At 63.1% G+C, this 22,740-nt stretch carries 24 protein-coding genes and 1 other RNA gene; 16 read left to right on the top strand and 9 right to left on the bottom strand.

What is annotated here, in order from left to right:
• Window positions 1–357 precede the first annotated feature (357 nt).
• The 4 genes from BM172_RS01780 (at window position 358) to BM172_RS01765 (ending at window position 6,067) form a co-directional block, all read left to right on the top strand.
• Entirely contained in the window at window positions 358–894 is a 537-nt protein-coding gene (locus BM172_RS01780; protein WP_026634379.1) for a fimbrial protein, read from the top strand.
• Window positions 895–956: 62 nt separating this feature from the next.
• The gene (locus BM172_RS01775; protein WP_035322835.1) at window positions 957–1,679 is read left to right on the top strand and encodes a fimbrial biogenesis chaperone; all 723 of its coding nucleotides are present in this window, start codon (window positions 957–959) and stop codon (window positions 1,677–1,679) included.
• A 112-nt stretch (window positions 1,680–1,791) separates the two neighbouring features.
• Window positions 1,792–4,374 carry a fimbria/pilus outer membrane usher protein gene (locus BM172_RS01770; protein ID WP_051548460.1) on the top strand — a complete coding sequence of 861 codons (2,583 nt, stop codon included), beginning with the start codon at window positions 1,792–1,794 and terminating at the stop codon, window positions 4,372–4,374.
• Between the two features lie 637 nt (window positions 4,375–5,011).
• On the top strand, window positions 5,012–6,067 hold the full coding sequence (locus BM172_RS01765; RefSeq protein ID WP_177218766.1) for a fimbrial protein: 1,056 nt from the start codon (window positions 5,012–5,014) through the stop codon (window positions 6,065–6,067).
• A gap of 569 nt (window positions 6,068–6,636) precedes the next feature.
• Here BM172_RS01765 and BM172_RS01760 read toward each other — a convergent pair.
• Complete coding sequence (locus BM172_RS01760; RefSeq protein ID WP_026634377.1) at window positions 6,637–7,665, bottom strand: IS110 family RNA-guided transposase; 1,029 nt, start codon at window positions 7,663–7,665, stop codon at window positions 6,637–6,639.
• A gap of 446 nt (window positions 7,666–8,111) precedes the next feature.
• Here BM172_RS01760 and BM172_RS01755 point away from each other — a divergent pair, with 446 nt between their 5' ends.
• The 6 genes from BM172_RS01755 to BM172_RS22920 all read left to right on the top strand — a co-directional run bounded on the left by BM172_RS01755 (window position 8,112) and on the right by BM172_RS22920 (window position 11,881).
• Window positions 8,112–8,420, top strand: a complete 309-nt coding sequence (locus BM172_RS01755) for a hypothetical protein (RefSeq protein WP_026634376.1) — start codon at window positions 8,112–8,114, stop codon at window positions 8,418–8,420.
• A gap of 137 nt (window positions 8,421–8,557) precedes the next feature.
• Window positions 8,558–9,751: an RHS repeat domain-containing protein gene (locus BM172_RS01750; protein WP_177218765.1), complete on the top strand. Its 1,194-nt coding sequence runs from the start codon at window positions 8,558–8,560 to the stop codon at window positions 9,749–9,751.
• Window positions 9,752–9,763: 12 nt separating this feature from the next.
• Window positions 9,764–10,291, top strand: coding sequence for a hypothetical protein (locus tag BM172_RS22010; protein WP_155964693.1), 528 nt, complete (start codon window positions 9,764–9,766; stop codon window positions 10,289–10,291).
• 164 nt (window positions 10,292–10,455) lie between these two features.
• Window positions 10,456–10,887: a hypothetical protein gene (locus BM172_RS01745; RefSeq protein ID WP_026634374.1), complete on the top strand. Its 432-nt coding sequence runs from the start codon at window positions 10,456–10,458 to the stop codon at window positions 10,885–10,887.
• 270 nt (window positions 10,888–11,157) lie between these two features.
• Window positions 11,158–11,682 carry a hypothetical protein gene (locus BM172_RS01740; protein WP_026634373.1) on the top strand — a complete coding sequence of 175 codons (525 nt, stop codon included), beginning with the start codon at window positions 11,158–11,160 and terminating at the stop codon, window positions 11,680–11,682.
• A gap of 61 nt (window positions 11,683–11,743) precedes the next feature.
• On the top strand, window positions 11,744–11,881 hold the full coding sequence (locus BM172_RS22920) for an SEC-C metal-binding domain-containing protein (protein WP_177218764.1): 138 nt from the start codon (window positions 11,744–11,746) through the stop codon (window positions 11,879–11,881).
• A gap of 91 nt (window positions 11,882–11,972) precedes the next feature.
• On the opposite strand, the gene BM172_RS22005 is transcribed toward BM172_RS22920, so the two are convergent.
• From BM172_RS22005 to ssrA, 4 genes are all read right to left on the bottom strand, one after another.
• The gene (locus tag BM172_RS22005; RefSeq protein WP_143096424.1) at window positions 11,973–12,359 is read right to left on the bottom strand and encodes a hypothetical protein; all 387 of its coding nucleotides are present in this window, start codon (window positions 12,357–12,359) and stop codon (window positions 11,973–11,975) included.
• Window positions 12,360–12,468: 109 nt separating this feature from the next.
• The gene (locus BM172_RS22655; protein ID WP_197022846.1) at window positions 12,469–12,726 is read right to left on the bottom strand and encodes a hypothetical protein; all 258 of its coding nucleotides are present in this window, start codon (window positions 12,724–12,726) and stop codon (window positions 12,469–12,471) included.
• Complete coding sequence (locus BM172_RS01730) at window positions 12,726–13,328, bottom strand: hypothetical protein (protein ID WP_197022845.1); 603 nt, start codon at window positions 13,326–13,328, stop codon at window positions 12,726–12,728. The genes BM172_RS22655 and BM172_RS01730 overlap by 1 nt, the downstream gene beginning before the upstream one ends.
• A 219-nt stretch (window positions 13,329–13,547) precedes the next feature.
• Window positions 13,548–13,899: a transfer-messenger RNA gene (gene ssrA, locus BM172_RS01725) on the bottom strand.
• Between the two features lie 117 nt (window positions 13,900–14,016).
• On the opposite strand from ssrA, the gene BM172_RS01720 reads away from it, so the two are divergent.
• Entirely contained in the window at window positions 14,017–14,469 is a 453-nt protein-coding gene (locus BM172_RS01720) for a GNAT family N-acetyltransferase (RefSeq protein WP_051548459.1), read from the top strand.
• 8 nt (window positions 14,470–14,477) lie between these two features.
• Here the strand turns inward: BM172_RS01720 and smpB are convergent, their stop codons facing one another.
• The gene (smpB, locus tag BM172_RS01715; RefSeq protein WP_026634372.1) at window positions 14,478–14,966 is read right to left on the bottom strand and encodes an SsrA-binding protein SmpB; all 489 of its coding nucleotides are present in this window, start codon (window positions 14,964–14,966) and stop codon (window positions 14,478–14,480) included.
• 80 nt (window positions 14,967–15,046) lie between these two features.
• Between smpB and BM172_RS01710 the strand changes: the two genes are divergently transcribed.
• Window positions 15,047–15,478, top strand: a complete 432-nt coding sequence (locus BM172_RS01710) for a type II toxin-antitoxin system RatA family toxin (RefSeq protein ID WP_026634371.1) — start codon at window positions 15,047–15,049, stop codon at window positions 15,476–15,478.
• Entirely contained in the window at window positions 15,471–15,752 is a 282-nt protein-coding gene (locus BM172_RS01705; RefSeq protein WP_026634370.1) for an RnfH family protein, read from the top strand. Before BM172_RS01710 ends, BM172_RS01705 begins: the two co-directional genes overlap by 8 nt.
• Here BM172_RS01705 and BM172_RS01700 read toward each other — a convergent pair.
• Window positions 15,749–16,210 carry an outer membrane protein assembly factor BamE gene (locus BM172_RS01700; RefSeq protein ID WP_026634369.1) on the bottom strand — a complete coding sequence of 154 codons (462 nt, stop codon included), beginning with the start codon at window positions 16,208–16,210 and terminating at the stop codon, window positions 15,749–15,751. The genes BM172_RS01705 and BM172_RS01700 overlap by 4 nt on opposite strands.
• A 79-nt stretch (window positions 16,211–16,289) precedes the next feature.
• On the opposite strand from BM172_RS01700, the gene fur reads away from it, so the two are divergent.
• Window positions 16,290–16,709, top strand: coding sequence for a ferric iron uptake transcriptional regulator (gene fur, locus BM172_RS01695; RefSeq protein ID WP_026634368.1), 420 nt, complete (start codon window positions 16,290–16,292; stop codon window positions 16,707–16,709).
• A gap of 486 nt (window positions 16,710–17,195) precedes the next feature.
• Here the strand turns inward: fur and BM172_RS01690 are convergent, their stop codons facing one another.
• Window positions 17,196–18,791, bottom strand: a complete 1,596-nt coding sequence (locus tag BM172_RS01690; protein WP_026634367.1) for an MASE1 domain-containing sensor histidine kinase — start codon at window positions 18,789–18,791, stop codon at window positions 17,196–17,198.
• Between the two features lie 185 nt (window positions 18,792–18,976).
• Here BM172_RS01690 and BM172_RS01685 point away from each other — a divergent pair, with 185 nt between their 5' ends.
• On the top strand, window positions 18,977–19,621 hold the full coding sequence (locus BM172_RS01685) for a response regulator transcription factor (protein ID WP_026634366.1): 645 nt from the start codon (window positions 18,977–18,979) through the stop codon (window positions 19,619–19,621).
• 155 nt (window positions 19,622–19,776) lie between these two features.
• Here BM172_RS01685 and recN read toward each other — a convergent pair whose 3' ends face one another.
• Window positions 19,777–21,453 (bottom strand): DNA repair protein RecN, encoded by a 1,677-nt coding sequence (gene recN / locus BM172_RS01680; protein ID WP_026634365.1) that lies wholly within the window; start codon window positions 21,451–21,453, stop codon window positions 19,777–19,779.
• 159 nt (window positions 21,454–21,612) lie between these two features.
• Between recN and hrcA the strand changes: the two genes are divergently transcribed.
• Entirely contained in the window at window positions 21,613–22,674 is a 1,062-nt protein-coding gene (hrcA, locus tag BM172_RS01675; protein WP_026634364.1) for a heat-inducible transcriptional repressor HrcA, read from the top strand.
• The last annotated feature ends 66 nt before the right edge of the window (window positions 22,675–22,740 follow it).

The following is a 22,740-nucleotide window of genomic DNA, read 5'->3' as shown; positions in this document are numbered from 1 at the left end:
GTTGCGGAGCGGCGGCTACTGTGCGCCTGGTGAATGCGGGTCTACATCCATCAGTGGTGCTATGCATCGGTCGTGCATGCGTCGTAGGGGAGCGCTGACAAATGCTGTCGATGCTGGCTGATCACATATCTGCCGTGCATGGCTGGTTTGATGCATGGCGCTCAAGCGAGTCCATCGGCAGCATCACCAGAATATTCGCGCTGAGATTATTCCTGTAGTCCCCCTCACAGGGTGCCCTCTTGGAAATTTCTGGTTTATCCATGACCTGATCATTCCTACTTTAGCGTGGCTCTGAACCCGGTCGGCGGAGCTTGGTTTTATCCTCGGCGATTCGACCGCTCCTGTAGGAACTTCATCATGAAACACATCGCTCGTGCCGCTCTGGCCGGCGCACTGGTGCTCGTCGGCTCAGCGTATGCGTCGGACGGCACCGTCACTATCACCGGCAAGATTGTCGGTAATACCTGCACCATCACTAACGGCAATCCCAGCGTCACGCTGCCGACCGTTGCGGCGAACATCCTAAGTGCATCAGGCAATGTGGCTGGTGCCACGTCGTTCTCGATCGATCTTGTATGCAAAGACGGCGCCAGTCCAACCCCCGGCAATGCCACCGGTTCAGTGAAGGCATTTTTCGAGGTAGGGCCGAATGTCGATACGGCCACAGGGCGGCTCAAACTCACGAGCGCCAGTACTGCGACGAAGCTCCAGCTTCAGCTCCTGGACAACGACGCGGGCGTCATCAAGATCGGCGATGCAAGCAGCATCGACACAGTGGCCTTTGACACAACAGGCAAGGCCACCCTGAACTACAGCGTGCAGTACTACGCCACGGACAAAGTAACCGCCGGCACGGCCAACAGCTCGGTGACCTATAGCCTCGTGTATCAGTGAGCCTTGGTGCGGAGGGTGCGGCACCCGGTGCACCCTCCGATCAGTTTGGGAGTCAATCGCGCATGAAAAAGATCATTCGTTTACTTGCCGCCGGCATGCTGTTTGCCACCGCCGCATCGAGCCTGGCCTCGGTGGTGATCGACGGCACGCGCGTGGTGTATCCCGCGCAGCGGAAAGATGTCGATGTGCGCCTGCATAACAACGGGCAGCTGCCGGTGGTGGTGCAGTCGTGGATGGATACCGGCGATTCGCACCAGTCGCCGGAGTCGATCAAGACGCCGTTCGTATTGATGCCGCCGATCGTGCGCCTGGATAACGGGCGCAGCCAGGTACTGCGCCTGGTCTATACCGGCGAGCCGCTGCCGGACGACAAGGAATCGGTGTTCTGGCTCAATGTGCTGGAGATTCCGCCCAAGGCGAAGCCGGACGCGGATACCAATGCACTGCAGTTCGCCTTCCGCACGCGGATCAAGGTGTTCTTCCGTCCGGAGAAACTGCCGGGCAAGGCGGACGACGCGATGCAGCAGTTGGCGTGGAAGCTCGTGCCCGCTGGATCGGGCTATGCGCTGCAGGCCAGCAATCCCAGCGCCTTCCACGTCTCGCTCGTCGGCGTGAAGCTGCAGGCCGATGGTCAGTCGCTCGATGCCGGTGACGGCATGGTCGGGCCGGGCGCGAGCCTGAGCCTGCCGGTGAGCGAGCTGCGGCACGTGCCGGCGCAGCTGTCCGTGCATTACGTGGCCATCGATGACTACGGTGCGCAGCGCGAATTCGACCGGCGCCTCTGAGCGAACCGGTCTCGCCACCGCTTCCGTTCTGTAGAGGCCAACCACCATGTCCGCGACGATGTTCCGCCCCGCCGAGGGCGGGCGGGGTCGGCTTCGTCCTCGCAAACTCCCGATGTGCCTGCTGTGCCTGCTGTGCGCGCTGGCGGGCGCCGGTCCGTGGGCGGCGCAGGCGGCGGCTACGGGCGGCGCCCCGGCGGGCGGCGCGCCGGTGGAAGGCCTGGAATTCGATCCGATCTTCCTCTCGGGCGGCGCGGGCTCGGCCGACCTCGAGCGCTTCCGCTCGGGCCCCCGCGTCGCGCCCGGCACGTACCGGGTGGATCTCTACCTCAATAATGAGTTGCATGGCAGCGAAACGCTGCGCTTCGAGGCACCCGCGCCCGGCGCGGATGTAGCGGCCTGCCTGAGCGGCGAGCTGCTGACGCGGCTAGGCGTCGATCTGCCGCAAGCGGCGCAGTCCGCTGCCTGCATCGACTTGGCGGGACTCATCCCCGCCGCGGCCGTGCGTTTCGATTCCGGCGAACAACGCCTGGATATCAGCGTGCCGCAGGCCTCCTTGCGCAAGCAGGCGCGCGGCTACGTCGATCCCAAGCGCTGGGACGATGGCATCACCGCCGCCACCTTGAGCTACAACTTCAACACCTCCCAGCGCTGGAGCCGTGGCCGCCGCGCGCGCGACGGCTACGTCGGCCTGGTCGGCGGCCTCAATCTCGGCGGCTGGCAGCTGCGGCACCAATCCTCGCTGCAGTGGAGCAGCGACGGGCGCGGCATCCATTGGCAGAACCTGCGCAACTATGCGCAGCACGATCTGTCCTCGCTGCGCTCCCGCATGACCGTGGGCGATTTCGTCACTGGCGGCGATCTGTTCGACAGCGTGGCGCTGCGCGGCGTCCAGGTCGCCAGCGATGACCAGATGCTGCCCGACTCCCAGCGGGGCTATGCCCCGGTGGTGCAGGGCATCGCCGCCAGCAATGCCACGGTCACCATCCGGCAGAACGGCTATGTGGTCTACGAGACCACGGTCGCGGCCGGTCCGTTTCGCATCGACGACCTGTATCCGACCGGCTACGGCGGCGATCTCGAGGTGACCGTGCGCGAAGCCAGCGGCCAGGAGCAGCGCTTCAGCGTGCCCTATGCCGCCGTCAACCGTCTGTTGCGTCCGGGCAACTCGCGTTACAGCGTGTCGCTTGGCCAGTACCGCAGCGCGGAAGGCGATGTGCATCCGATGGTGTGGCAGGGCACCCTGCAGCGCGGTCTGTCCAACCGCGTCACCGCCTACGGCGGCGCCACGCTCACCAAGGATTACCAGGCGCTGCAGCTGGGCGCTGCACTTAACACGCGGCTGGGCGCGTTCGGCCTGGACGCCACGCATGCGCGCGCCCGCCTGCCGGCAGTCGCGCTGGAGGCACAGCCCAAGACCGGCGACAGTGCTGCCAAGCCACAGCGCAGGCGTACCAGGCAGGGCAACAGTTTCCGCGTGACCTACAGCAAGGCCATCAACGCCACGGGCACCAATGTGTCGGTGGCGGCCTATCGTTATTCGACCGGCGGCTATCTGAGCCTGAGCGACGCTGTGCGCGCACAGGGCATCGGCATGACCGGCGTGTGGCGCCAGCGCAGTTCGGCGCAGGTGACGATCAGCCAGCCGGTCGGCAAGGGCTCGCTGTATCTCACCGGTTCCGCGCAGAACTACTGGGGCCGCGGCGGCATGGACTCGCAGTTCCAGCTCGGCTACAGCGGCTCGTCGCGCTGGTTCAACTACTCGGTGGCGGCCTCGCGTGCGCGCAACGGCGACGGCCGCATGGACAACCGCGTGTTCGTGTCGCTGTCCATTCCGTTCGGCGGCGGCAGCATGGACGTCGGTGCCGGCACCGGGCGTGACGGCACGGACGGACGGATCTCCTTCAACCGCACAGTGGGCGATCGGGCTGCTTACGGCGCCTCGCTGGGGCGTGACGCGCAGGGCGCGGTATCGTGGAATGCCAACGGCACCTACCGCAGCCCGCTGGCTGTGCTCACCGGCTCGGCCGCCGGCGGAGCGGGTTATCGGCAGGCGTCGTTCGGCGCGACCGGTGCGGCCGTGATCCATGCCGGCGGCATCACGCTGGGCCAGAGCATGGGCGACACCATCGGCCTGATCAAGGCGCCGGATGCAGCGGGTGCCGCCGTCAGCATGTCGCCGGGCAGCAAGGTGAATCGCGCCGGCTTTGCCATCGTGCCTTACCTGACGCCGTACCGGCGCAACAGCATCGAACTCAGTCCGCAGGGCCTGTCGTCGGACGTGGAACTGCTGGACGGAAGCCAGGAGGTAGTGCCGCGCAACGGCGCCGTGGTGATGGCCTCGTTCGCGACCCGCAAGGGCCGCGTGGCGGTGATCGATCTCAAGCCTGTGCAGGGGCTGACGATTCCTTTCGGCTCGGACATCGTCGACAGCGAAGGGCGCGTGGTGGGCGTGGTTTCGCAGGGCGCACGCGCGCTGGTTCGTGGCATTGCCGAAGAGGGCAGGTTGACCGTGCGCATGGATGAAGGGCGCAGCTGCAGCTTCCATTACCGGCTGCCTCCGTCCGACCCCAAGCACAGCGGCGCGAGGGATTACACCTATCTGGAAGCCGGCTGCGATATCACAGCCAAGTGGGTCGAGGCGGATGTGCTGAAGACGCGGTTTCCGCTGGTGACGGCGGTCGGCTCGAAGAAGTAGCGCACGGCCAGACCATCGGAGACGTCCGTAAATGCGTTCCACGCGCATGACCTCGGCGCGCTTCCTGCAGATAACCCCAATCCGTTGAATGATGTCGATGGCGTTGCCCGCGAGATGTTTCGTGCGCGCGTCGCGGGCAACCACGGCGGCAATGCCGTTTTCCGAGCAGGCCTGGCGGACGCGTAGCCGTGCGCGGTGCTGCCATCGATATGGGTACGCGGTGCGCGACGCAGGCGTACATGGCTATGCGGTGGCAGCAGGTGCGAGAGACGGGGAGCCTCAGTGCCTTAAGAAGATGCAATTCGATTCCGGTGCCGTTTCGTCCGATAACGAAAGCAGGGCGAAAAACGAGGGGCCGCCGCTGATTAGGATGCCGACGACTAATCAGCCGCCTGGTTCTTCGTATGGGAAATTCACCGCATTTCTCGTCAGAAGCTTTTGCAGAGAGCTGCTGGCCGGTCATTCCTGCTTTGGACTGCGCCGACACGGTCGATGGCGCATCGCCTGAGCATGCGCCTTGATGAAGGGCAGCGCTGCGGTTTTCATTGCCGATGGCTGTCGCGGAATCCGCCGCGCCGCGGTGCCCAGTGCGACGGGCATTGCCGGGCGTCGGCGATGGCCTGTACGGGGCAGGTTCTTGCTGGCCTTGTTCCTGCTGACGCACTGGATTGCGCCCAGGCTGGTCCAGGCCGCGCATTACGATTGCGCGGCCTCCGGCTCGCCGAGGCTTCCTGCCACGGTGTCATTGGTCAATCTCGATGTCCCGCGGGATCTCCCCGTAGGAGCAGTCATTCCTGGCTCGACAATCTCGATGACGTGGACCTTCACCTGCAACAGCACTGGCGTGACCGGAGGCAAACCCTGGGCCCTGCATTTCCAGACGCCGGCTGTATCGATTACCGCCGTGAGTGGCCTGGATGGCGTGTACAAGCAAGCGCAAAGCGAGGTGGCTGGCGTCGGCTTCCGCTTTCGCGATGCCTCAGGAGCCCCAATGGCTATCGGCGCGTTCGGTGGCTACTCTGCTGCCACCTCACTGGGGCCGGCTCCCGCCGGTCAGACCAGTTTCAGATGGAGCGGATCGTTCGAATTGGTGAAAACGGCGGAGACGGTTTCCAGCGGTGCCCAGAAGCTGCAGCCGCAGATCAGTGTGGAGAATCAGGTCTGGGGAAATGGATCGGCTGCAGGCAGCTATTTCGTGGTGGACTACGCGATTCGCAAGCCTGCGCTGACGACGTGTTCGGTGACCAGTTCGGCGCAGACGGTCGCTTTGCCCACCGTATCGCTGAATGCCCTGGGGACGGGTTCGAGCTCTACGGATGATGCAACCGCGACGGCTGGCAGTACGGCTTTCAATATTTCGCTGAAATGCCAGAAAGGCGCCCGCCTGTACATGCTGATGACGGATGCCAACTTTCCGGGCGCGCGTTCGAATCTTTTGTTTCCGAAAAACGGGCAGTGGGGAGCGCTGGGCATCAGGATCCAACGGGAGGACGGCACCAACGTGACGTTTTCGCCGGACTCGGCCACTGCCGGAGCCGACGGTCAATGGTTCGTCGGCGACACGCCGGATGGCGTGCTGAATATTCCGTTGCGGGCGTCCTACTATCACTACCGATGCGGCACCTGCAGTGCCGCCTCTGTTCCCGTCGGGACATTCAGCGTGCAGGCGACCTATACGTTTTCGTATCAGTAGACGTGGCATTCGACAGACGCTGCTCGAAGCGACGCGCAGGGTGCGGACTATCGGAGAAGTCTGCAAATGCGTTCTGCACGCGTAGCGTCGGCGTGCCCCTACAGACAACCCAAATTCCATTTGCTAGTGTCGATGGCGTTGCCCGCGGAGTGTCTTGTACGCGCGTCGCGGGCAACCATGGCAGCAATGCTGTGAGAAGCGCGGGCCAAGGGTGCTACCAACACCCCTGACCCGCTGACCATCACCAACTATCTAGGAGTTGATCATGGCTAAGCCAGATCATACGGCATGTATGGACGCCTCCCATTTGGCAAGGCTCTTCGAGATGCGATGAAGCCACAGGGCACGGTTGCAGTTATGTATTCGGCCTGTCGTGCAGGCCCATGCCTGCTGGCCCTGATGGAATGAGCTGATCCACGCCTCATTACTTGTAAGGACTCGAAAGTCCTGTACCGTATTCAGGTTTGGCGGATCACGGTCCGACCTGTTGACCATCACGTCGCTACGAACCTTGCGCAAACTTTAAAAGAACGTCCCACGGTGAAAGAGGAAGATGACGTGGCGACGCTCTAGGTTGGCTGACTCACGTATCCGGATTGATAGAGGCGATGATGGGCAATGAGCGCCCATAACGTGCGTGCGATTTTGTTGGCCAATGCCACCGACGCCACGTTGAGTGATCGACGCTGAAGGATGGCCGATATCCACGGTGATGGTTTTTGGCTATGCACCAGCACCGAGCGTGCCCCGTGGATCAGCAAGGTTCGTAAGTAGGTGTCACCCCGTTTGCTGATGCCCAGGAGTCTTACCTGTCCCCCCGTACCTACCTGCCTAGGCACCAGGCCGAGCCAGGCAGCGAATTCCCGGCCGGAACGGAAAGCATGCGGGTCGCCCATGGTGGCGACCGCGGCTGTGGCGGTAAGCAATCCCACACCAGGGATGGCGGCGATCCTCTGACAGTCTTCATCGCTGCGATGCCATAGATGTAGCCTGCGCTCGATATCGGTGATCTGGCTTCCCATCTGACCGATGCGTGCGTACTGCTCGCGCAATGTTTCGATCAGCACGGCAGGCAACCGATCGATGAGTCGTTCAAGCACCAGGGGAATCGCTTTGGCCAGTGCGAAGCGACCTCTCGGCATCACCTCGCCGTACTCGGCCAACAGACCACGTAGCCCATTCATTTGCGCGGTGCGGAACTTCACCAGCTGCTGACGCATCCGATGCAGCGCCAGTACCGCCTGCTGAGTCTCGGTCTTCACGACCACCGCCCGGATACCAGGTTGCTGCACCGCCATCCAAATCGCACGCGCGTCGGCGACGTCGTTCTTGTTGCCTACCGCAAAGGGCCGTACCTGCTGCGCAGGCAGCAGTCTGACGTTGTGTCCCAAGGCTATCAGCCGGCGCGCCCAGTGCTGGGCACCGCCGCAAGCCTCCATGCCAATCAGGCAGCTTGACCGATTGGCGAAATATTCCAAGAACTTCGCACGCTTGAGCTTCACGCTCGTGATCTCGCCTGTTGTGGTGTTCACTTCGTGAACCTGGAACACCTGTTTGGCGATATCCACGCCGATAACGGGCTGAGTGATGAATTTCATGGCGTACCCTCCAGCGGTTCCGGTTGAGAGGGATGTATTACACCCGGAAAGGATCCATGTCCTTGAGCCAGGCGAATCGCCCGCGTCCCGTAGCAAGCGTTTGGGTAGGACGGGAGGCGTCCATTCCATTACTTGTTCGCTCGCTGATCCCCTCAGCGACACACCCACCGACCATCCGGGCCGTCCGACGACGTTGCGGACACGGTTGAAGAACCGTCGGCTAAGAGTTTTCGCTGTCAGTTTTCCGAGCCGTCCTACCCGGCACGTTGCCGTATGCGATAGCGAAAACCCCTGACGCCGCCTTCCACTTCCTCAATCAACGCCGCCCGGCGCCCAAGGCATTGGGCTGTCGGTGAACCTTCGAGTCCGTGTGGTCGCGGCACGTCGTGCTGTCTGGCGGCGTGCCGTTTACGGGCAGGGGTGCGGCAGCTGGCAAGGAGTTGCTTATGAATAACCATGTTTTTGGCGAGCCGTGGATCATTCGCCACACCAACTATTTCTCCGACCCCTCTGCGGGTCCGGACGAACTGCTCAACGATGCCACCGAGTGGCTGCATTACGCCTACAACGCCGTAAAACTGCTGGCTGAGCTGGTCGACGAACGCGGCAGTGTTGACGCGCATCGGTTGCCGATCATGCTGGAAGGTATTGCTGCCTTCATCGACATGGGGACGCGGTGCGCGACGCAGGCGCATATGCGGATGCAGTGGGATCAGGTGCGAGGGGAGGCGCAGCGTACGCCGGCAGCGTCGTAGCGAGAGGGGTTCAATCCTTGGGGATTTTTCACCAAACAAGGGAAGTAGGCTGAAAAATAAAGGGGCGAGGTTGGTTAAGAGCGCCGGCCTGACTAATTAACCACCTCCCTCCTTTGATGCATGGCTGGGTGTTACCCATGTCTCCGAACGCTTGTGACCCCTGTGGCTGCGGCAAGTCGCCAAAGCCATTCCGCGTTTTTCTCGCCATGATGGTGCTGCTCGGAGCCGGAACAGTTACCGCAGCAGGCGCCCGTGCGAGCGACATCGCCTACACCTACAACGCGAAGGGCGAACGCATCGCGAAGACGGTTGACGGCGTGTCCACTCGGTTCGTCTACGACGAGCGTGGCCACCTGATCAGCGAAATCAGCCCCAAAGGTTCGCGTACCTACATCTATCTGGGCGACACCCTGGTCTCCACCGTGGATACGCCGGCTTCGGTGGGTGCTAGATCGACGGTGAGCTACGCCGCGGCCGATCACACAGGTAATCCGCGTGTGGTCAGCGACAGCAAGGGCAGGGTGATCTGGCGGAACCCGTACAAGGCGAATGCGTGGGGCGAGCAGCCGACGTTGTCCAACGGCTACTCGCTCAATGTGCGCTCCGTCGGGTCGTACTACGACCGGGAGACTGGACTGATCTACAACATGCATCGCTACGTCGATCCGAGTGTCGGGCGATTCATGAGGGCGGACCCGCTAGGGATTGCGGGAGGGGTCAATCCGTATGCGGTGGTGAGCAACAATCCGCTGAATCGGATCGATCCGGATGGTCTTCGGGACATTTTCGTGGGCGGGGCTGCCGACGGAACATTCCGGAACGTTATGGACTACTACAACGACCATCGCGCACAGCGTCCTAACTCCGCGTACTACTCATGGAAAGATCTGGACGGCATCGTCAAGGACATCAATAACACCGCTAAACATGCTCCGGGCGATCCAATCAATCTCATTGGTCACAGTTGGGGAGGCGATACGGCGGCTGCCGCCGCGCTGGAAGCATGCGGCAAGGTTGACCTCCTCATCACCATTGACCCCGTGAGCAGATTCAATTCCCGTGCCTTGCAAGCACTCAGCAGCAGCGTTGGAACGTGGATTGATGTAAATGCGCGTGGCGGTAGTCGCTTTCAGAGGGACAATTTCATTGCGGGTTTGGGAGGAGGGTGGAATGAGCGGCCGAATGGGCTGGCGCATTCTTACATCGAGGATCACACCTCGTCGCATGGAGAGTTCGGGGACATGATGAATGCTTCTGGCCCGGGAATTAACAGCCCTGAACAGGTTCTGCTGGGTGCTCCGCTGGTCACGCCGCCCTTTATCAATAGGTAAGTTTCGATGCCCATGCAGCCACAATTCTTCGCAGTACTAGCAGCTACCGCATGCGCAATGACTGTTGCCGGTTGCGCCAGAGGGCCTAAAGACATCAAGGTTGTTTCCGTGACGGAAGTGGACTTTAAGGACGAGGCGCAGCTCAAATGGTCTTATCTCAAGCCTCGTCCATCGATCCTCATTTCACGTATTGATTTTTCTACCAACAAGGACCTTCTTCGTCTTGCCATGAAATACCGATACAACGTCAGTTTCATGGTCGGCTCGTGCACTAGGGACGGAGTGAAGGAGGCCGTTAGACCTTACAGTGGCGTCTATTGGGGCAAGCTGCGCATCAGATATCGAGTGGAAGACAAAGAGTTACTCGGCTACGCCGAAGCCATCGCCAAAGGTCCCCCATTCACGTATCAGGTTTACGTAGACAGGCTGCCTCCAAACCCTCCCGGTCCAATGTGCTTCACGCTCGCGGGAGGAACGATGTTTGGCGGATCGCTCCAGTCGAATGATGCGGTGATACCGATTGGGTCTTCAACGCCGTAAATGTTGCCATCCCTATGGCGTACGGAATAAGCCCTTTCGCCTGACAGGTGAGAATGGTGTCGATACATCAGAGATTTGTTTTAGTCACTGCCGTTGTTGGCTGTTGCTCCATACTACTCGGATGCGCTTGGCCGTTCGGCGCAAATGGTCCTAAGGATGTCCGGGTGACTTCGGTATCCGAAGTGGACTTCAAAGATCAGCCGGAAATCGAATACGTAAGCCAGAAGCCACGACCATCGATCATCCTTTCGCGGATCGATTTCAGCACTCATATGGACTTGCTCGCGCTGGCGAAGAAGTATGAGTACAACGTCGGCTTCGCTATCGGTCCATGCAGCAAAGACGGCGTGGTCGACAACGGTAAGGGGCTCGGCTACGTCTATTGGGATAAGGGGATCATCTACGCGTACACCAGGGATAAGGACGTTCCCGGTTATGCGGAGATGGCCGCCAAACGTCAGCCATTTACGTACCATGTCTATGCTGGGAAATTGCCCCAAGACCCCTCGGTCTCGCTTTGCCTAACGCTAAGAGGTGGCAACATGGTTGGCGGGAGGCTGCGGTCGAACGATGCGGAGATACCTGTTCGGCCGTAGGGACTGCTGCGGAAGTCCGCTCCACGTATGTTGTTATCTGCATGGATGCCTTTTATAGGGGGCGGAGGTAGTTAAAGGGTAATGCCTTTAACTACCTCCGCTCCTTTTGTTGGCACGGGAGGCGGGCGCGATGTTTGACGGGACGCTGCGTTCGAATGATGCGATGGTGCCTTTCGGTCGATAGGGTCAAGGGGGGCCGAAGGAAAATAAGGGGGGTGCCCATTAACTACCTTCGGCCCCTTTTGCGTTTATTCAATAGGTGACAGTTCGATGTTCATACACCGTAAGCTCGTCGCCGTAGCCGCTCTCATGTCGGGCGCGATGTCTTTGGTTGCTTGCACTCGAGGCCCGAGGGATATCCGCGTCCTATCCGTTACAGACGTTGACTTTGAAGCCGAGCCTCAGCTTGAGTGGAATGACGTCAAGCCGCGTCCCTCGATCATCCTGTCGCGCATAGATTTTTCGACCAGCACGGACTTGCTTGCCCTGGCTAGAAGGCATGCGTACAACGTGGATTTCGTGGTCGGAATGTGTGCTAAGGCCAGAGTAAAAAAGAGCGTAGGGCCTTACGGTGGCGTTTATTGGGGTAGAGGCGAAATCTATTTTGGGACCAAGGACAAAAACATCCTTGGCTATGCGGATGCAATAACCAAGGGACCGCCGTTCATCTATCAGGTGTATGTCCAAAAGCTGCCGGCGAATTCCGTTGATCCGATGTGCTTCACCCTCTCCGGGGGCAACATGATGGGCGGAAAGCTTCGCTCCAACGACGCAGTCATACCTATCGGCCGGTAGTGGCCGTAGCGGGGCATCCGGTCTGCTAGGGATTAATTGGACAGATAGGTTCAGCGAGTTTGTGCAGCCGGACGAAGTGTCCAGCTCAATAGCGCCTCTGCGCGGAGCGGGCTTGCCAAAGGTGGGGAGAAACGAACCATGCCCGTGTGGGTCGGGACGGAAATTCAAAAAGTGCCAGGGCGGCGCTGGGGCCGCATAAGAGCTCCTGGAAACCTCAGGGTCAGGTTCAGTTCTGAGCTGGCAGCAAGTGAACCTGAGTCATCCCTGATTATCGATACCTAGTCTACCGCTTATCGGATTTCGATCCGTTCGCGAAGCATTCCAACGACGGTGCCATCTGGTAGGTGGTCTAACTCTAACTTGACCACGAACGATGTTCGTGTTTCAGCGATCTCGCGTGGGTGTGCTTTGGGGTTCTTGGCAACGATGAAATAGCCGTGTGGCTCATACCCCGAGGCGAACACCAAGTGCAACTTGCTGTCCTGATCGTTGCGCGCTGGCGATCTTGTGCCGCGATCATCGGTGCCCCAGTCCGGCTCCTGGATAACGTATGCCTTCTCCCCTCGATGAGTCAGGCTGTTATCTGTCCAAATGCTGAAATAGACCTTTTTTTCGGTGTCATTGACACCACACCAAGCCCATACTGTATTGGCCTGCACGGCGCCAAGTCGATCCATCAATTGTGATCGGTTATGTGGTCGCGACATAGGTCCCCCGGCTCGCAAATTTCTTGGAATAATTCTAACGCGATATCTTCCTGCTTTCGCTACTCATACTCGTGGTCTATCACTGGCCGAAGCTCTCCATCCAGCGCTTCCTGCGTTTGATGTCTTCTTTTGCGGCGAGCAGAAAGTAGAAGAAGTCCTCGTAGTGCGGTATGACCATCGCTTGAATGCTATGGTTAAGCTCATAGCTTGATGCCCTTTCCGACATTGCTTCCAGCAGACTATGAATTGGACGAAGCATCTCGATGACCCGCCAAATCGCTAGTGGCGCGCTCTTTCGGATGACCAGCTGGCGATACCTGCAGTCGCCAACCATCATCAAGTTGCCCCCTCGTCCTTATGACGTGTAAATCCGTTATGGATGCCCGCCTTATCCATCTGATAGAAGATGTTGAGATTGGCGCGCTCTCGAAGGCCAGAGGGCGTGTGGCGACGATAGATTTCTTGTGCTAGCTCGAACCATTGGTTGATAGGGCTCTTTTTCATCTTGGCTTCGCATACCTCATTGAGGTTGAAGTAGCGAGAACCGATGGCGTACTCCGAGAAGAAGTCGATGATTGAAGCATCTTCTTGGCTTAGTTCTGGAGCGTTTTTCGAGACGCCTGGACGGGAGTAGTGTGGAATGAGCCCCGTTGCTTTGTTGTATAAGGCTTCAATCTTGTGCCCATATTCGTTCTTTAATTCGGAAATTTTCGGTGTCCTATAGTCATTTATGAGCATGTGGTGCGTGACCATGGCCAGCTTCAAGAGTCGTTCCATGCCTATCGAGATATTGAAGAAAGCCGAGTAGAAAAGGCCGTCTTTTTCTTCATATAGATTTGCTTTCAACAGTTGGTCGAACCCCGACAAAAGCGTGGCTCTGGTGAGATGGCACTCTTGGGCGAGGAGGGTAAACCGGCGATCAAAACCGAGTAGTTCCATTGAGCACCTTGCCATTCATGACGATCCGTTTATCTCGGCACATGGTCTCTGCGTGATGGGCATCACGCAAGCGAGAACCGCCAGAGACTTGCGTACCTGACCGTTTCGACTACAAAAAGTGTAGGCCCCAGATGGAACGAATACCGGGCTTTTGGGAGAGCCAGTCGGTCGGAAACAAAAAAGCCCGACGATCTCTCGCCGGGCTTTTTCTTGCTTCATTGGTGGAGGTGGCGGGAGTCGAACCCGCGTCCGAAGGCGTTTGACGCCCGGTACTACATGCTTAGCTCACCGTTAGATCTCATCCCGCGACAGCACGATGTGCGAAGCGCATCGAAGGACCAGCCTGCTTGATTTAACCCTGACCGACAGGCGGCAGCTTCGGGCGATCTCGTGATAGTGACCCTACATCCACGAGCACGAGCACAAGTGGGTTCGGGGCTAGGCCTTAAGCGGCCAGAGCGTAGTTGTCGTCGTTGGCAACTATAAGTTTGCAACTGGATTTACGAGGAAAGTCGCCCCCTCGGCATGCACCAAGCCATCTCACTACCCCCGTCGAAGCCAGGACACCCCCGGGGAAAAGATTGCTGGAACGCGACAGTATATGGAGCTGCGGCAGGCTACTTCAAGCTTGCGGATGAACCGCGTTCTGCCGCTATCGTTGGCGCACGCAGACGACAGGGGAAGACCGATGACCAGGGTCCGGCAGGCGGTACAGGGCGACGCGGGCACGCTGACGGAGCTGCGCTGCGCCTTCCTCGAGGAAATGGGGCAGCAGCTGCCGGATGGCTTCGCCGACCATCTGCGCGACTGGATCGAAACCGCGCTGCTGGCCGGCCGGTTGCATGCCTGGCTGGCGGAGCACGAGGGCAGGGTGGTCGGCAGTGCGGCGGTCAATCCCTATCCGCACATGCCCTCGGCGAATTATCCGACGGGGCAGGGCTGGTACCTGCTCAACGTCTACGTGAAGCCGGCGCAGCGGCAGGGCGGCGTGGGCACGGCGCTGCTGGCGGCGGTGGGTTCGGCGGCGCGGGAGCGCGGCATCGACGCGCTCACCCTGCACGCCAATACCCGCGCCCGCGCGCTGTACGAGCGCCACGGCTTCAAGCTGTCGACCGACGCGATGCGGCTGGGCCTGGCCTGAAGGGAATCTCAGGTGCGGTTGTGGGCGCGCATGGTGCGCTGCTTCTCGCGCTGCCAGTCGCGTTCCTTCTCGGCCTCGCGCTTGTCGTGCGCCTGCTTGCCGCGGGCCACGCCGACCTCGACCTTCACCTTGTTGCCCTTCCAGTACATGGCCATCGGCACCAGGGTGTAGCCCTTGCGCTCCACCGCGCCGACCAGCTGGTCGATTTCTTCCCGGTGCAGCAGCAGCTTGCGGGTGCGGCGGTCCTCGGCGATCACGTGGGTGGAGGCGCTGATCAGCGGCGGGATCGAGGTGCCCACCAGGAAGATCTCGTTCCTGAGCACCACCGCGTAGCTGTCGCCGAAATTGATGCGGCCGGCGCGCAGCGCCTTCAGCTCCCAGCCCTGCAGGGCGATGCCCGCCTCGTAGCGCTGGTCGATGTGGTACTCGTGGCGGGCGCGCTTGTTGAGCGCAATGGTGCCGCCGCCTTTGTTGTCTTTGTCCTTAGCCTTGGCCATGTCCGCTAAACTTCGGGGCCGACGACCCCGCTGGCGATGTGGCCGGATGGCCGCACCGTGTGATTCCGAAAGAGGCTGATGTGATCGAGATCCGCCGCAGCGCGCTGGTGAAGTACTCCCCGGCGCAGATGTTCGACCTGGTCAACGAAGTCGAAGCATACCCAAAGCGTTTCCCCTGGTGTGCCGGCGCCGAGGTGCTGGAGCGCGCGGAGAAGATGCTGGTGGCGCGGCTGGATCTCAAGTTCGCCGGCCTGCGCCAGAGCTTCACCACCCGCAACACCACCGACCGCCCGCACCGCCTGCACATGAGCCTGGTGGATGGTCCGTTTCGCAGCCTGGATGGCGTGTGGGACTTCATCGCCCTGGGCGAGTCCGGCTGCAAGATCAATTTCGCCCTCGACTTCGACTACGCCGGTGGATTGGCCGGTAGCGCGCTGAAGATAGGTTTCCAGGCGCTGGCCAGCCGCATGGTGGAGGATTTCTGCCGCGAGGCCGAGCGCACCTATGGCTGAGCGGATCGCGGTGGAAGTGGCCTATGCCGAAGCCGGCCGCCAGTGGGTGCTGCCGGTGCAGCTGCCGGCCGGCGCCACGGTGATGCAGGCGATCGAGGCGTCCGGGCTGCTGGAGCAGGTGCCGGGCCTGGCCATCGACCCGGCGCGGCTGGGGGTGTTTTCCCGCAAGGCGGCGCCGGACCAGGTGCTGGAGGACGGCGACCGGGTGGAAATCTACCGGCCGCTCAGCCTCGATCCGAAGGAGGCGCGCCGGCGGCGCGCCCAGGGCACTTAATTGCCGCCGTTGTTGCCGGTCGGGAAGGTGTTGCCGTCCTTCTTCTGCTCTTCCGGCGTCTTGGTCTTGTCGCCGGCGCTCTCGTCCACCGGGTAGCCGGCGCGGAACTTCTTCTGGTCCTCGACCAGCTTCTTGGCGTCCTCGGCGAAGAAATCGCCCTCGGTGCGCACCAGGCTGTCATTGTTGAAGCTCAGGCTCAGCGTGCGCACCTTGATCGGGCCGCCGCGGTGCTGCTGGGTGGAGACGTAGTCCCAGCGGTTCTGGTCGAACGGCGTGGCGACCGAGGGCGAACCCATCAGCACCAGCACCTGGCGCTTGGTCATGCCGGGCTTGAGCTGCTCCACGTTCTTCTTGTCGAGCAGGTTGCCCTGCTGCACGTCGGGGGTATAGACGAGTCGGCAGCTGGCCAGGGACAGTCCCAGCAAGGCGAAACCCAGCGTGCGGATCAGCTTGTGCATGCGTGTTGCGTCCGGATCGTGAAGGTGGCGGATGATACACTATCGAGTTGATGGCACTCGTGTGCCTGGGAGTCGAGCGATGGAACAGGAAACCAAGGAACTGCGCAAAGCCGGGCTGAAAGTGACCCATCCCCGCATGCGCATCCTGCAGATCCTTGAGGAGGAAGAGGCTCACCACCTCACCGCCGAGGACATCTACAAGAAGCTGCTCGCCCACCAGGAAGACATCGGCCTGGCCACCGTGTACCGGGTGCTGACCCAGTTCGAGGCCGCCGGCATCGTGGTGAAGCACAACTTCGAGGGCGGCCAGGCCGTCTACGAGTTGGACCGTGGCAAGCATCACGATCACATGATCGACGTGGACAGCGGAAAAGTGATCGAGTTCGTCAGCGAGGAGATCGAGCGCCTCCAGCACGAAATTGCGGCGCGGCACGGGTATGTGATCGAGGATCACAGCCTGGTGCTGTATGTGAGGCCGAAGCCGCCGCGCGGGCGGTGAGTTCTGGGTGGTATCCGAAGGCCGGTGGCGCAGCTGCCGGCCTTTTGTTTTAGCCCCTCTCCCTCCGGGAGAGGGGTTGGGGTGAGGGTACGGGCGGAGCGTGGAAGTGATGCGCACCGCTCCGCCCGGACCCTCATCCGGCTGCCGCCACCTTCTCCCGAAGGGAGAAGGGCTTGCTTTGGAAGGATGAGGGTGGAAAAACACCCGCCCATAAAAAAAGCCGCGGGAGGACTCCTGTCCACCCGGCGGCTGATCCGCTTCCGATGGGCTTCCTGACGGGGCGAATTGCTCGCCAGTTGCCAGGCTGTGCCCTTCGAAAGCGGCGGAACGGCATCCTGCCGCTCTTCATGCCCACCGTCCCCACGGTTGGCATGGCTCACCATCTTGCGATGGTGGCTCCCCCACATCGATGGGAAGGATGCTAACGAGCTGTTCACGAGCCCGGTATTGGAAAATTTCCTATAGGTGGGAACTTTCTGGAACGGTTTACAGACGCTGTGTGAAGCCGTTCGCATTGCTGCTGCGCAGCAGTATGCGCAGGTGCACGCCCTGCGACTCCGGGCGCAGCCGGAACAGGCCGCCCAGCGAGGTCACGCGGTCGCGCATGCCCTGCAGGCCGCGGCCACCGCGCGGCATGCGGGTGGGCAGGCCGACGCCATCGTCGCGGATATCCAAGAGCGCCAGCGCGCCGCCCTGGCGCTCGCCGATGCGCAGGCGCAGCTGGAACGTCGACGCCTGCGCGTGCTTCACCGCATTGGTCGCGCTCTCCTGCACCAGGCGATAGATCGCGGTGCGGGTGTCTTCGTCGAGCAGGCGCGGATCGCCGTGCAGGTCGGTGCGGTAGATGACGCCGGCGGTGGCGAGCAGGTCGCGGATCGGCCCTTCGTCCAGCGCGCGCAGCAGGCCGAATTCGTCGAGTACCGCGGGGCGCAGGTCGTCGAGCAGGCGGTGCAGCGCGCGGCGCATGTGGCCGAGGATGCTGTTGATCGACGCGCCGATATCGTCCATGCCGGCCTGCGCCAGGCGCGCCTGCGCCAGCTTCAGGTGCGTGGAAATCGCGGTGAGGTTCTGGCCCAGCTCGTCGTGCAGTTCGGCGGCCATGTGGCGGCGCTGGTTTTCCTCTGCCTGCAGGTTGCCGCGCGCGGCATCGCGCAACTGGCGCGCGAGTTGATCCAGGCGGCGATTGACCGCGGCGAGATAGACATTCTGCTCGGCCACGCGCTCGCTGCTGCGCCGTAGCGCGTCGGTGGCCGCGCCCAGCATCAGTGCGCCGGTGCCGGCGACGGAGAGGAACAACTGCGCCGGCGCTTCCGGCGCGGGGCGGCCGGCGAAATGATCCACCAGGGTCATGCCCAGGCTGGTGATCAGCATGGCCAGGCTGGCGCCGCGCCAGCCGTGGCGGAAGGCGAAGAACAGCACCGGCGCCAGCGACAGAATCCGCGCGAACTGCGGCTGCGGCGCCGGATGCGAGGAGAGCAGCAGCAAAATCGCCAGCGCCGGCAGCATCACCAGCAGGCCGTCCATGGTCAGGTTGGCCAGCGCGCGGTGCTCCAGGTGCGCGCGGAACAGCATGATCAGCAGCGGCACCACCAGCAGGGTGCCGACGTAGTTGCCCAGCAGGTCCTGGCCCAGCGCGCGCATCAGCAGCTCGGACGAGGGCACGGCATGCACGGCGGTGAGGATCGCCGCATCCACCACCGTGGTCGCGGCCACGGTGAACGCGGCGGACAGCAGCAGGCGCGAGACGTCCTCCGGATCGCGCATGCTCACGTGCAGCTGCGCGCGGCGCATCAGCCACAGGCAGATGGTTACCACGATGGGTTCAGGCAATTCGCCGAGGATCAGGCCCTGCCAGCCCAGCGGCATGCCTTGGGTGAGCGCCAGCAGCGTGGTCGCGCCGAACTCGGCGAACAGCAGCCACGGCCACATCCGCGTCGGCGACAGCAGCAGCGCGCCGAAGCGCAGGCCGTAGGGCAGCATCCAATAAGGCTGCTCGGTCGGCCACAGCAGCAGCCACAGCAGGAAATAGCCGGCACAGGCGAGGATGCCGGCCCAGGGCAGGAACAGGGGTCTCGAAAGCATGGCGGCGATGGTACATGCGGGCAATGTTGGCGGGGCGGAGGGGAGTGCGAGTGTGGCGCGCGTCGCTCCGGCCGGACCCTCATCCGGCTGCCGCCACCTTCTCCCGGAGGGAGAAGGATTCGAGTTCGTGGACTGAGGGTGGCCCCGTGGGCAAACGACTGGGGGCTGCTATAGAGTGATGACCCATGTACAGCATCGTCCTGGTCGATGACCACGCCATAGTCCGCGAAGGCTTCAAGCGGCTGATCGAATTGGAGCCCGACCTCGAGGTGGTGGCCGAGTGCCGCAGCGCCGACGACGCGGTGGAGGCAGTCAGCCAGCGCCGGCCGGACCTGGTCGCCCTGGACCTCTCGCTGCCCGACGGCAGCGGCCTGCCGCTGATCGAGCATCTGCGCAGCGTGGCCGACCAGACCCGCATCGTGGTACTGAGCATGCACGACGGCGAACCCTACGTGTCCGAAGCGCTGCGCCGCGGCGCCAGCGGCTACGTCACCAAGGGCGTGGCGCCGGAGGAACTGGTGGCCGGCCTGCGCGCGGTGATGCAGGGCGAATGTTTCCTCAGCTCCGACCTGCGCCAGCGCCGCGCCGAGCGGCCGAGCGAGGCGCTGGATCCGATCAACCGCCTGACCAGCCGCGAGCGCGAGGTGTTCCTGCTGCTGGCGGAGGGGCGCGCGCCGAAGCAGGTGGCGGGGGAACTGGGGATCGGGCAGAAGACCGTCTACATTCACCGCGCCAGCCTGATGGGCAAGCTGGGGGCGGGGTCGGAACTGGATCTTTACCGTATGGCCAGCGAGCGCGGGTTGTTGCCGCGGCGCGAGGGGAAGGGCTGAGCTTTTGAGCCCCTCTCCCATCGGGAGAGGGGTTGGGGTGAGGGTACGGGCGGAGCGCAAAAGTGATGCTCATCGCTCCGGCCGGCCCCTCATCCGGCTGCCGCCACCTTCTCCCGACGGGAGAAGGGATTCATCCTTGAACGTTTTCGCGGGAATCAGGCCGTCTGCGCCCGATCCAGCATCTGCTTGGCGTGCGCCCGCGTTTCCTTGGTGATCTCCACGCCGCCCAGCATGCGCGCCAGCTCGTCGCGGCGGCCGCCTGCGTCCAGCTTCTCGATCCGGGTCTGGGTCGAACTGCCATCGCTGTGCTTGCTCACGCGCAGATGCGCATGGCCCTGCGCGGCCACCTGCGGCAGGTGGGTGACGCACAGCACCTGGCGCTGGCCGCCCAGGGCGCGCAGCTTCTGGCCGACCACCTCGGCGACGGCGCCGCCGATGCCGGTGTCCACTTCGTCGAAGACCATGCTGCCGACGGTGTCCTTGCCCAGCGTGGCCACTTCGATCGCCAGGCTGATGCGCGCCAGTTCGCCGCCGGAGGCCACCTTGCGCAGCGGGCGCGGCGGCTGGCCGGGGTTGGCGCTGACCAGCAGCTCGCAGCGCTCGCGGCCCTGCGGATCGGGTTCGTCGTTGCCGGCTGCTTCCAGTTCGATCACCAACTGGCCGCCGGCCATGCCCAGTTCGGACATCAGCGCGCCGACTTCCTTGCCCAGCTTGGCGGCAGAACTCGCGCGTGCCTTGCTCAACTTGGCCGCGGCGGCGTCGTAGTCGCGGCGCAGCTGGTCGCGCTGGGCGGCCAGCTGTTCCAGCGCGTCGCCGGCGCCTTCCAGTTCGGTCAGTTCGGTGCGCACGGCAGCGGCTTTTTCGTGCAGGTCGGAAACCGGCGTGCGGTGCTTGCGCGAGAGCTCGTGCAGGCGGGTGAGGTGAGTGTCGACCTCGGTGTAGCGCTCGGGGTCCAGGTCTACGTCCTGGGCGTAGCGATTGAGGCCGTCGGCGGCTTCGCCGAGCTGGATGGAAGCGTCGCCGAGCAGCTGCAGCAGCGGGGCGAGGCGGTCGTCCAGCGTGCCGAGCTTGTCCAGCTCGGCGTGGGCGCGGGCCAGGGCGCGGCTCAGCGCCAGCTCGCTGTCGCCATCGATCAGCTCCGCTACGCCGGCGGCGCCTTCGGCCAGGCGGCCGGCATTGGCCAGGCGCCTGTGGCTGGCTTCCAGCTCGCTCAGGTCGGCCGGGGCGAGTACCCATTGCTCCAGTTCCGCGGCCTCGTGGCGCAGCAGCTCCAGGCGCTGCTCGCGGTCTTCGCCGCCGCTGAGCTTGCGAATGCGCGCACCGACCTCGCGCCACTGCAGGGCGCTGTCGCGGGCCTGGGCCAGCAGTGTGTCGTGGCCGGCGTAGGCGTCGAGCAGGGCCATCTGGTGGGCACGCGAGAGCAGGGCCTGGTGTTCGTGCTGGCCGTGGATCTCCACCAGCAGGGTGGCCAGCTCGCCGAGCTGGCTGGCGCTGGCCGGGCGGCCGTTGATCCAGGCGCGCGAGCTGCCCTCGGCGCGGATCACGCGGCGCAGGCGGCAGCTGCCGTCTTCCTCGTCCAGTTCCTCGGTGCGCAGCCAGGCGCGGGCCTCGGGCAGGGCGGCCAGGTCGAATTCGGCGGCCAGTTCCGCGCGGTCGCTGCCGGCGCGGACCATGCCGCTGTCGGCGCGGCCGCCGGCCAGCAGCATCAAGGCGTCGACCAGCAGGGACTTGCCGGCGCCGGTCTCGCCGCTGACCACGGTGAGACCCGGGCCGAAGGCGATCTCGGCTTCTTCTACAACTGCGAAATGGCGGACGTAGAGCGAGGTGAGCATGGGGTGTCGCGTGGTTAAGTCGGGGGATTGTAAGGGCAGACCCCGGCGGGGAGGAGCGGGCCCGATCACCCCGCGACCAGCCCCCGCCCGGTCGGATTTCTTGCAAACTGGCGGAGCTAACCTTATTTCTTAGCAGTCTCACGGATTGCCACAGCGCGCATGTCTCGACCTCTCTCCCACGACCTGGATATCCGCGCCCGGCGGCTGCTGCGCACCTTGATTGCGCAGTACCTGGCCGACGGCGAGCCGGTGGGGTCGCGCACGCTGTCGCGTTCCTCCGGCCTGGACGTCAGCCCCGCCACCATCCGCAACATCATGGCGGACCTGGAAGACGCCGGCCTGGTCGCCTCGCCGCATACCTCGGCCGGCCGTGTGCCCACGCCGCGCGGGCTGCGCCTGTTCGTGGACAGCCTGATCGAGCTGCAGCCGCTGCCGGTGGAAGAAATGGCCCGCCTGCAGCGCGAGCTGCCCGCGGGGCCGACCAATACCCGTGACCTGCTGGGCAATGTGTCCAGCCTGCTGTCGGCGATGACCCACTTCGCCGGCGTGGTCACCGTGCCGCGCCAGGTCGACTTCCCGCTGCGGCATATCGATTTCGTGGCCCTGCCGGACGCCCGCGTGCTGGTGATCCTGGTGTTCTCGGACAACCAGGTGCAGAACCGCGTGATCCAGCTGGCCAAGCCGCTGGAGCCGGCCGAGCTGGAGCAGGCCGCCAATTATCTCAACGCGCATTTCGCCGGGCTGCGGCTGGACGACATCCGCGCCCACCTGCTGCGCGAACTGCGCGAGGCCAGCAGCGAACTGAACCGCATGATGTCCAGCGCGGTGGAGCTGGCGGCCGCCTCGTTCGCGCCGCAGAGCGACAGCGACGACGTGCTGGTCAGCGGCCAGACCAACCTGATGGGCTACGCCGAGCTGGCGAACCTGGAGCGCCTGCGCGAGCTGTTCGAGGCGTTCCAGAAGAAGAACGAGCTGCTGCAGCTGATGGAAGTCTGCGCCCGCGCCCCGGGCGTGCGGCTGTTCATCGGCGAGGAATCGGGGTTCGCGGCACTGGACGGCTGCAGCGTGGTCACCGCCACCTACGGCACCCAGGGCCGCGTGCTGGGGGCGGTCGGGGTGATCGGCCCGACCCGCATGGCCTACGAGCGGGTGATCCCGGTCGTGCAGGCCACGGCCGGCGTGTTGAGCGACGCCTTGAATCGCGCCGCCACGGCCTTATAACCGCCACGGGAGGCGGGGTTACCCGCGCAATGTTGGGGGTCGGCACGCCGTGCCGGCCAATTTGGG

Origin of the sequence: Dyella marensis, assembly GCF_900112865.1 — a bacterium.
GTDB classification, from domain to species: domain Bacteria; phylum Pseudomonadota; class Gammaproteobacteria; order Xanthomonadales; family Rhodanobacteraceae; genus Dyella_D; species Dyella_D marensis_A.
Note: the sequence above shows the minus strand (reverse complement) of the source record. Positions and strands in the feature narration are given on the sequence as shown.

What these genes read in the sequence shown, in the direction of transcription:
- BM172_RS01720 (WP_051548459.1), top strand. Translation starts at nt 14,017, where the DNA reads ATGACCAGGGTCCGGCAGGCGGTACAGGGCGACGCGGGCACGCTGACG.
- BM172_RS01755 (WP_026634376.1), top strand. Translation starts at nt 8,112, where the DNA reads ATGAATAACCATGTTTTTGGCGAGCCGTGGATCATTCGCCACACCAAC.
- recN (WP_026634365.1), bottom strand. Translation starts at nt 21,453, where the DNA reads ATGCTCACCTCGCTCTACGTCCGCCATTTCGCAGTTGTAGAAGAAGCC.
- hrcA (WP_026634364.1), top strand. Translation starts at nt 21,613, where the DNA reads ATGTCTCGACCTCTCTCCCACGACCTGGATATCCGCGCCCGGCGGCTG.
- BM172_RS01740 (WP_026634373.1), top strand. Translation starts at nt 11,158, where the DNA reads ATGTTCATACACCGTAAGCTCGTCGCCGTAGCCGCTCTCATGTCGGGC.
- BM172_RS01700 (WP_026634369.1), bottom strand. Translation starts at nt 16,210, where the DNA reads ATGCACAAGCTGATCCGCACGCTGGGTTTCGCCTTGCTGGGACTGTCC.
- BM172_RS01770 (WP_051548460.1), top strand. Translation starts at nt 1,792, where the DNA reads ATGTGCCTGCTGTGCCTGCTGTGCGCGCTGGCGGGCGCCGGTCCGTGG.
- fur (WP_026634368.1), top strand. Translation starts at nt 16,290, where the DNA reads ATGGAACAGGAAACCAAGGAACTGCGCAAAGCCGGGCTGAAAGTGACC.
- BM172_RS22005 (WP_143096424.1), bottom strand. Translation starts at nt 12,359, where the DNA reads ATGGATCGACTTGGCGCCGTGCAGGCCAATACAGTATGGGCTTGGTGT.
- BM172_RS22655 (WP_197022846.1), bottom strand. Translation starts at nt 12,726, where the DNA reads ATGATGGTTGGCGACTGCAGGTATCGCCAGCTGGTCATCCGAAAGAGC.
- smpB (WP_026634372.1), bottom strand. Translation starts at nt 14,966, where the DNA reads ATGGCCAAGGCTAAGGACAAAGACAACAAAGGCGGCGGCACCATTGCG.
- BM172_RS01750 (WP_177218765.1), top strand. Translation starts at nt 8,558, where the DNA reads ATGTCTCCGAACGCTTGTGACCCCTGTGGCTGCGGCAAGTCGCCAAAG.
- BM172_RS01685 (WP_026634366.1), top strand. Translation starts at nt 18,977, where the DNA reads ATGTACAGCATCGTCCTGGTCGATGACCACGCCATAGTCCGCGAAGGC.
- BM172_RS01705 (WP_026634370.1), top strand. Translation starts at nt 15,471, where the DNA reads ATGGCTGAGCGGATCGCGGTGGAAGTGGCCTATGCCGAAGCCGGCCGC.
- BM172_RS01760 (WP_026634377.1), bottom strand. Translation starts at nt 7,665, where the DNA reads ATGAAATTCATCACTCAGCCCGTTATCGGCGTGGATATCGCCAAACAG.
- BM172_RS22010 (WP_155964693.1), top strand. Translation starts at nt 9,764, where the DNA reads ATGCAGCCACAATTCTTCGCAGTACTAGCAGCTACCGCATGCGCAATG.
- BM172_RS01730 (WP_197022845.1), bottom strand. Translation starts at nt 13,328, where the DNA reads ATGGAACTACTCGGTTTTGATCGCCGGTTTACCCTCCTCGCCCAAGAG.
- BM172_RS01690 (WP_026634367.1), bottom strand. Translation starts at nt 18,791, where the DNA reads ATGCTTTCGAGACCCCTGTTCCTGCCCTGGGCCGGCATCCTCGCCTGT.
- BM172_RS01780 (WP_026634379.1), top strand. Translation starts at nt 358, where the DNA reads ATGAAACACATCGCTCGTGCCGCTCTGGCCGGCGCACTGGTGCTCGTC.
- BM172_RS01775 (WP_035322835.1), top strand. Translation starts at nt 957, where the DNA reads ATGAAAAAGATCATTCGTTTACTTGCCGCCGGCATGCTGTTTGCCACC.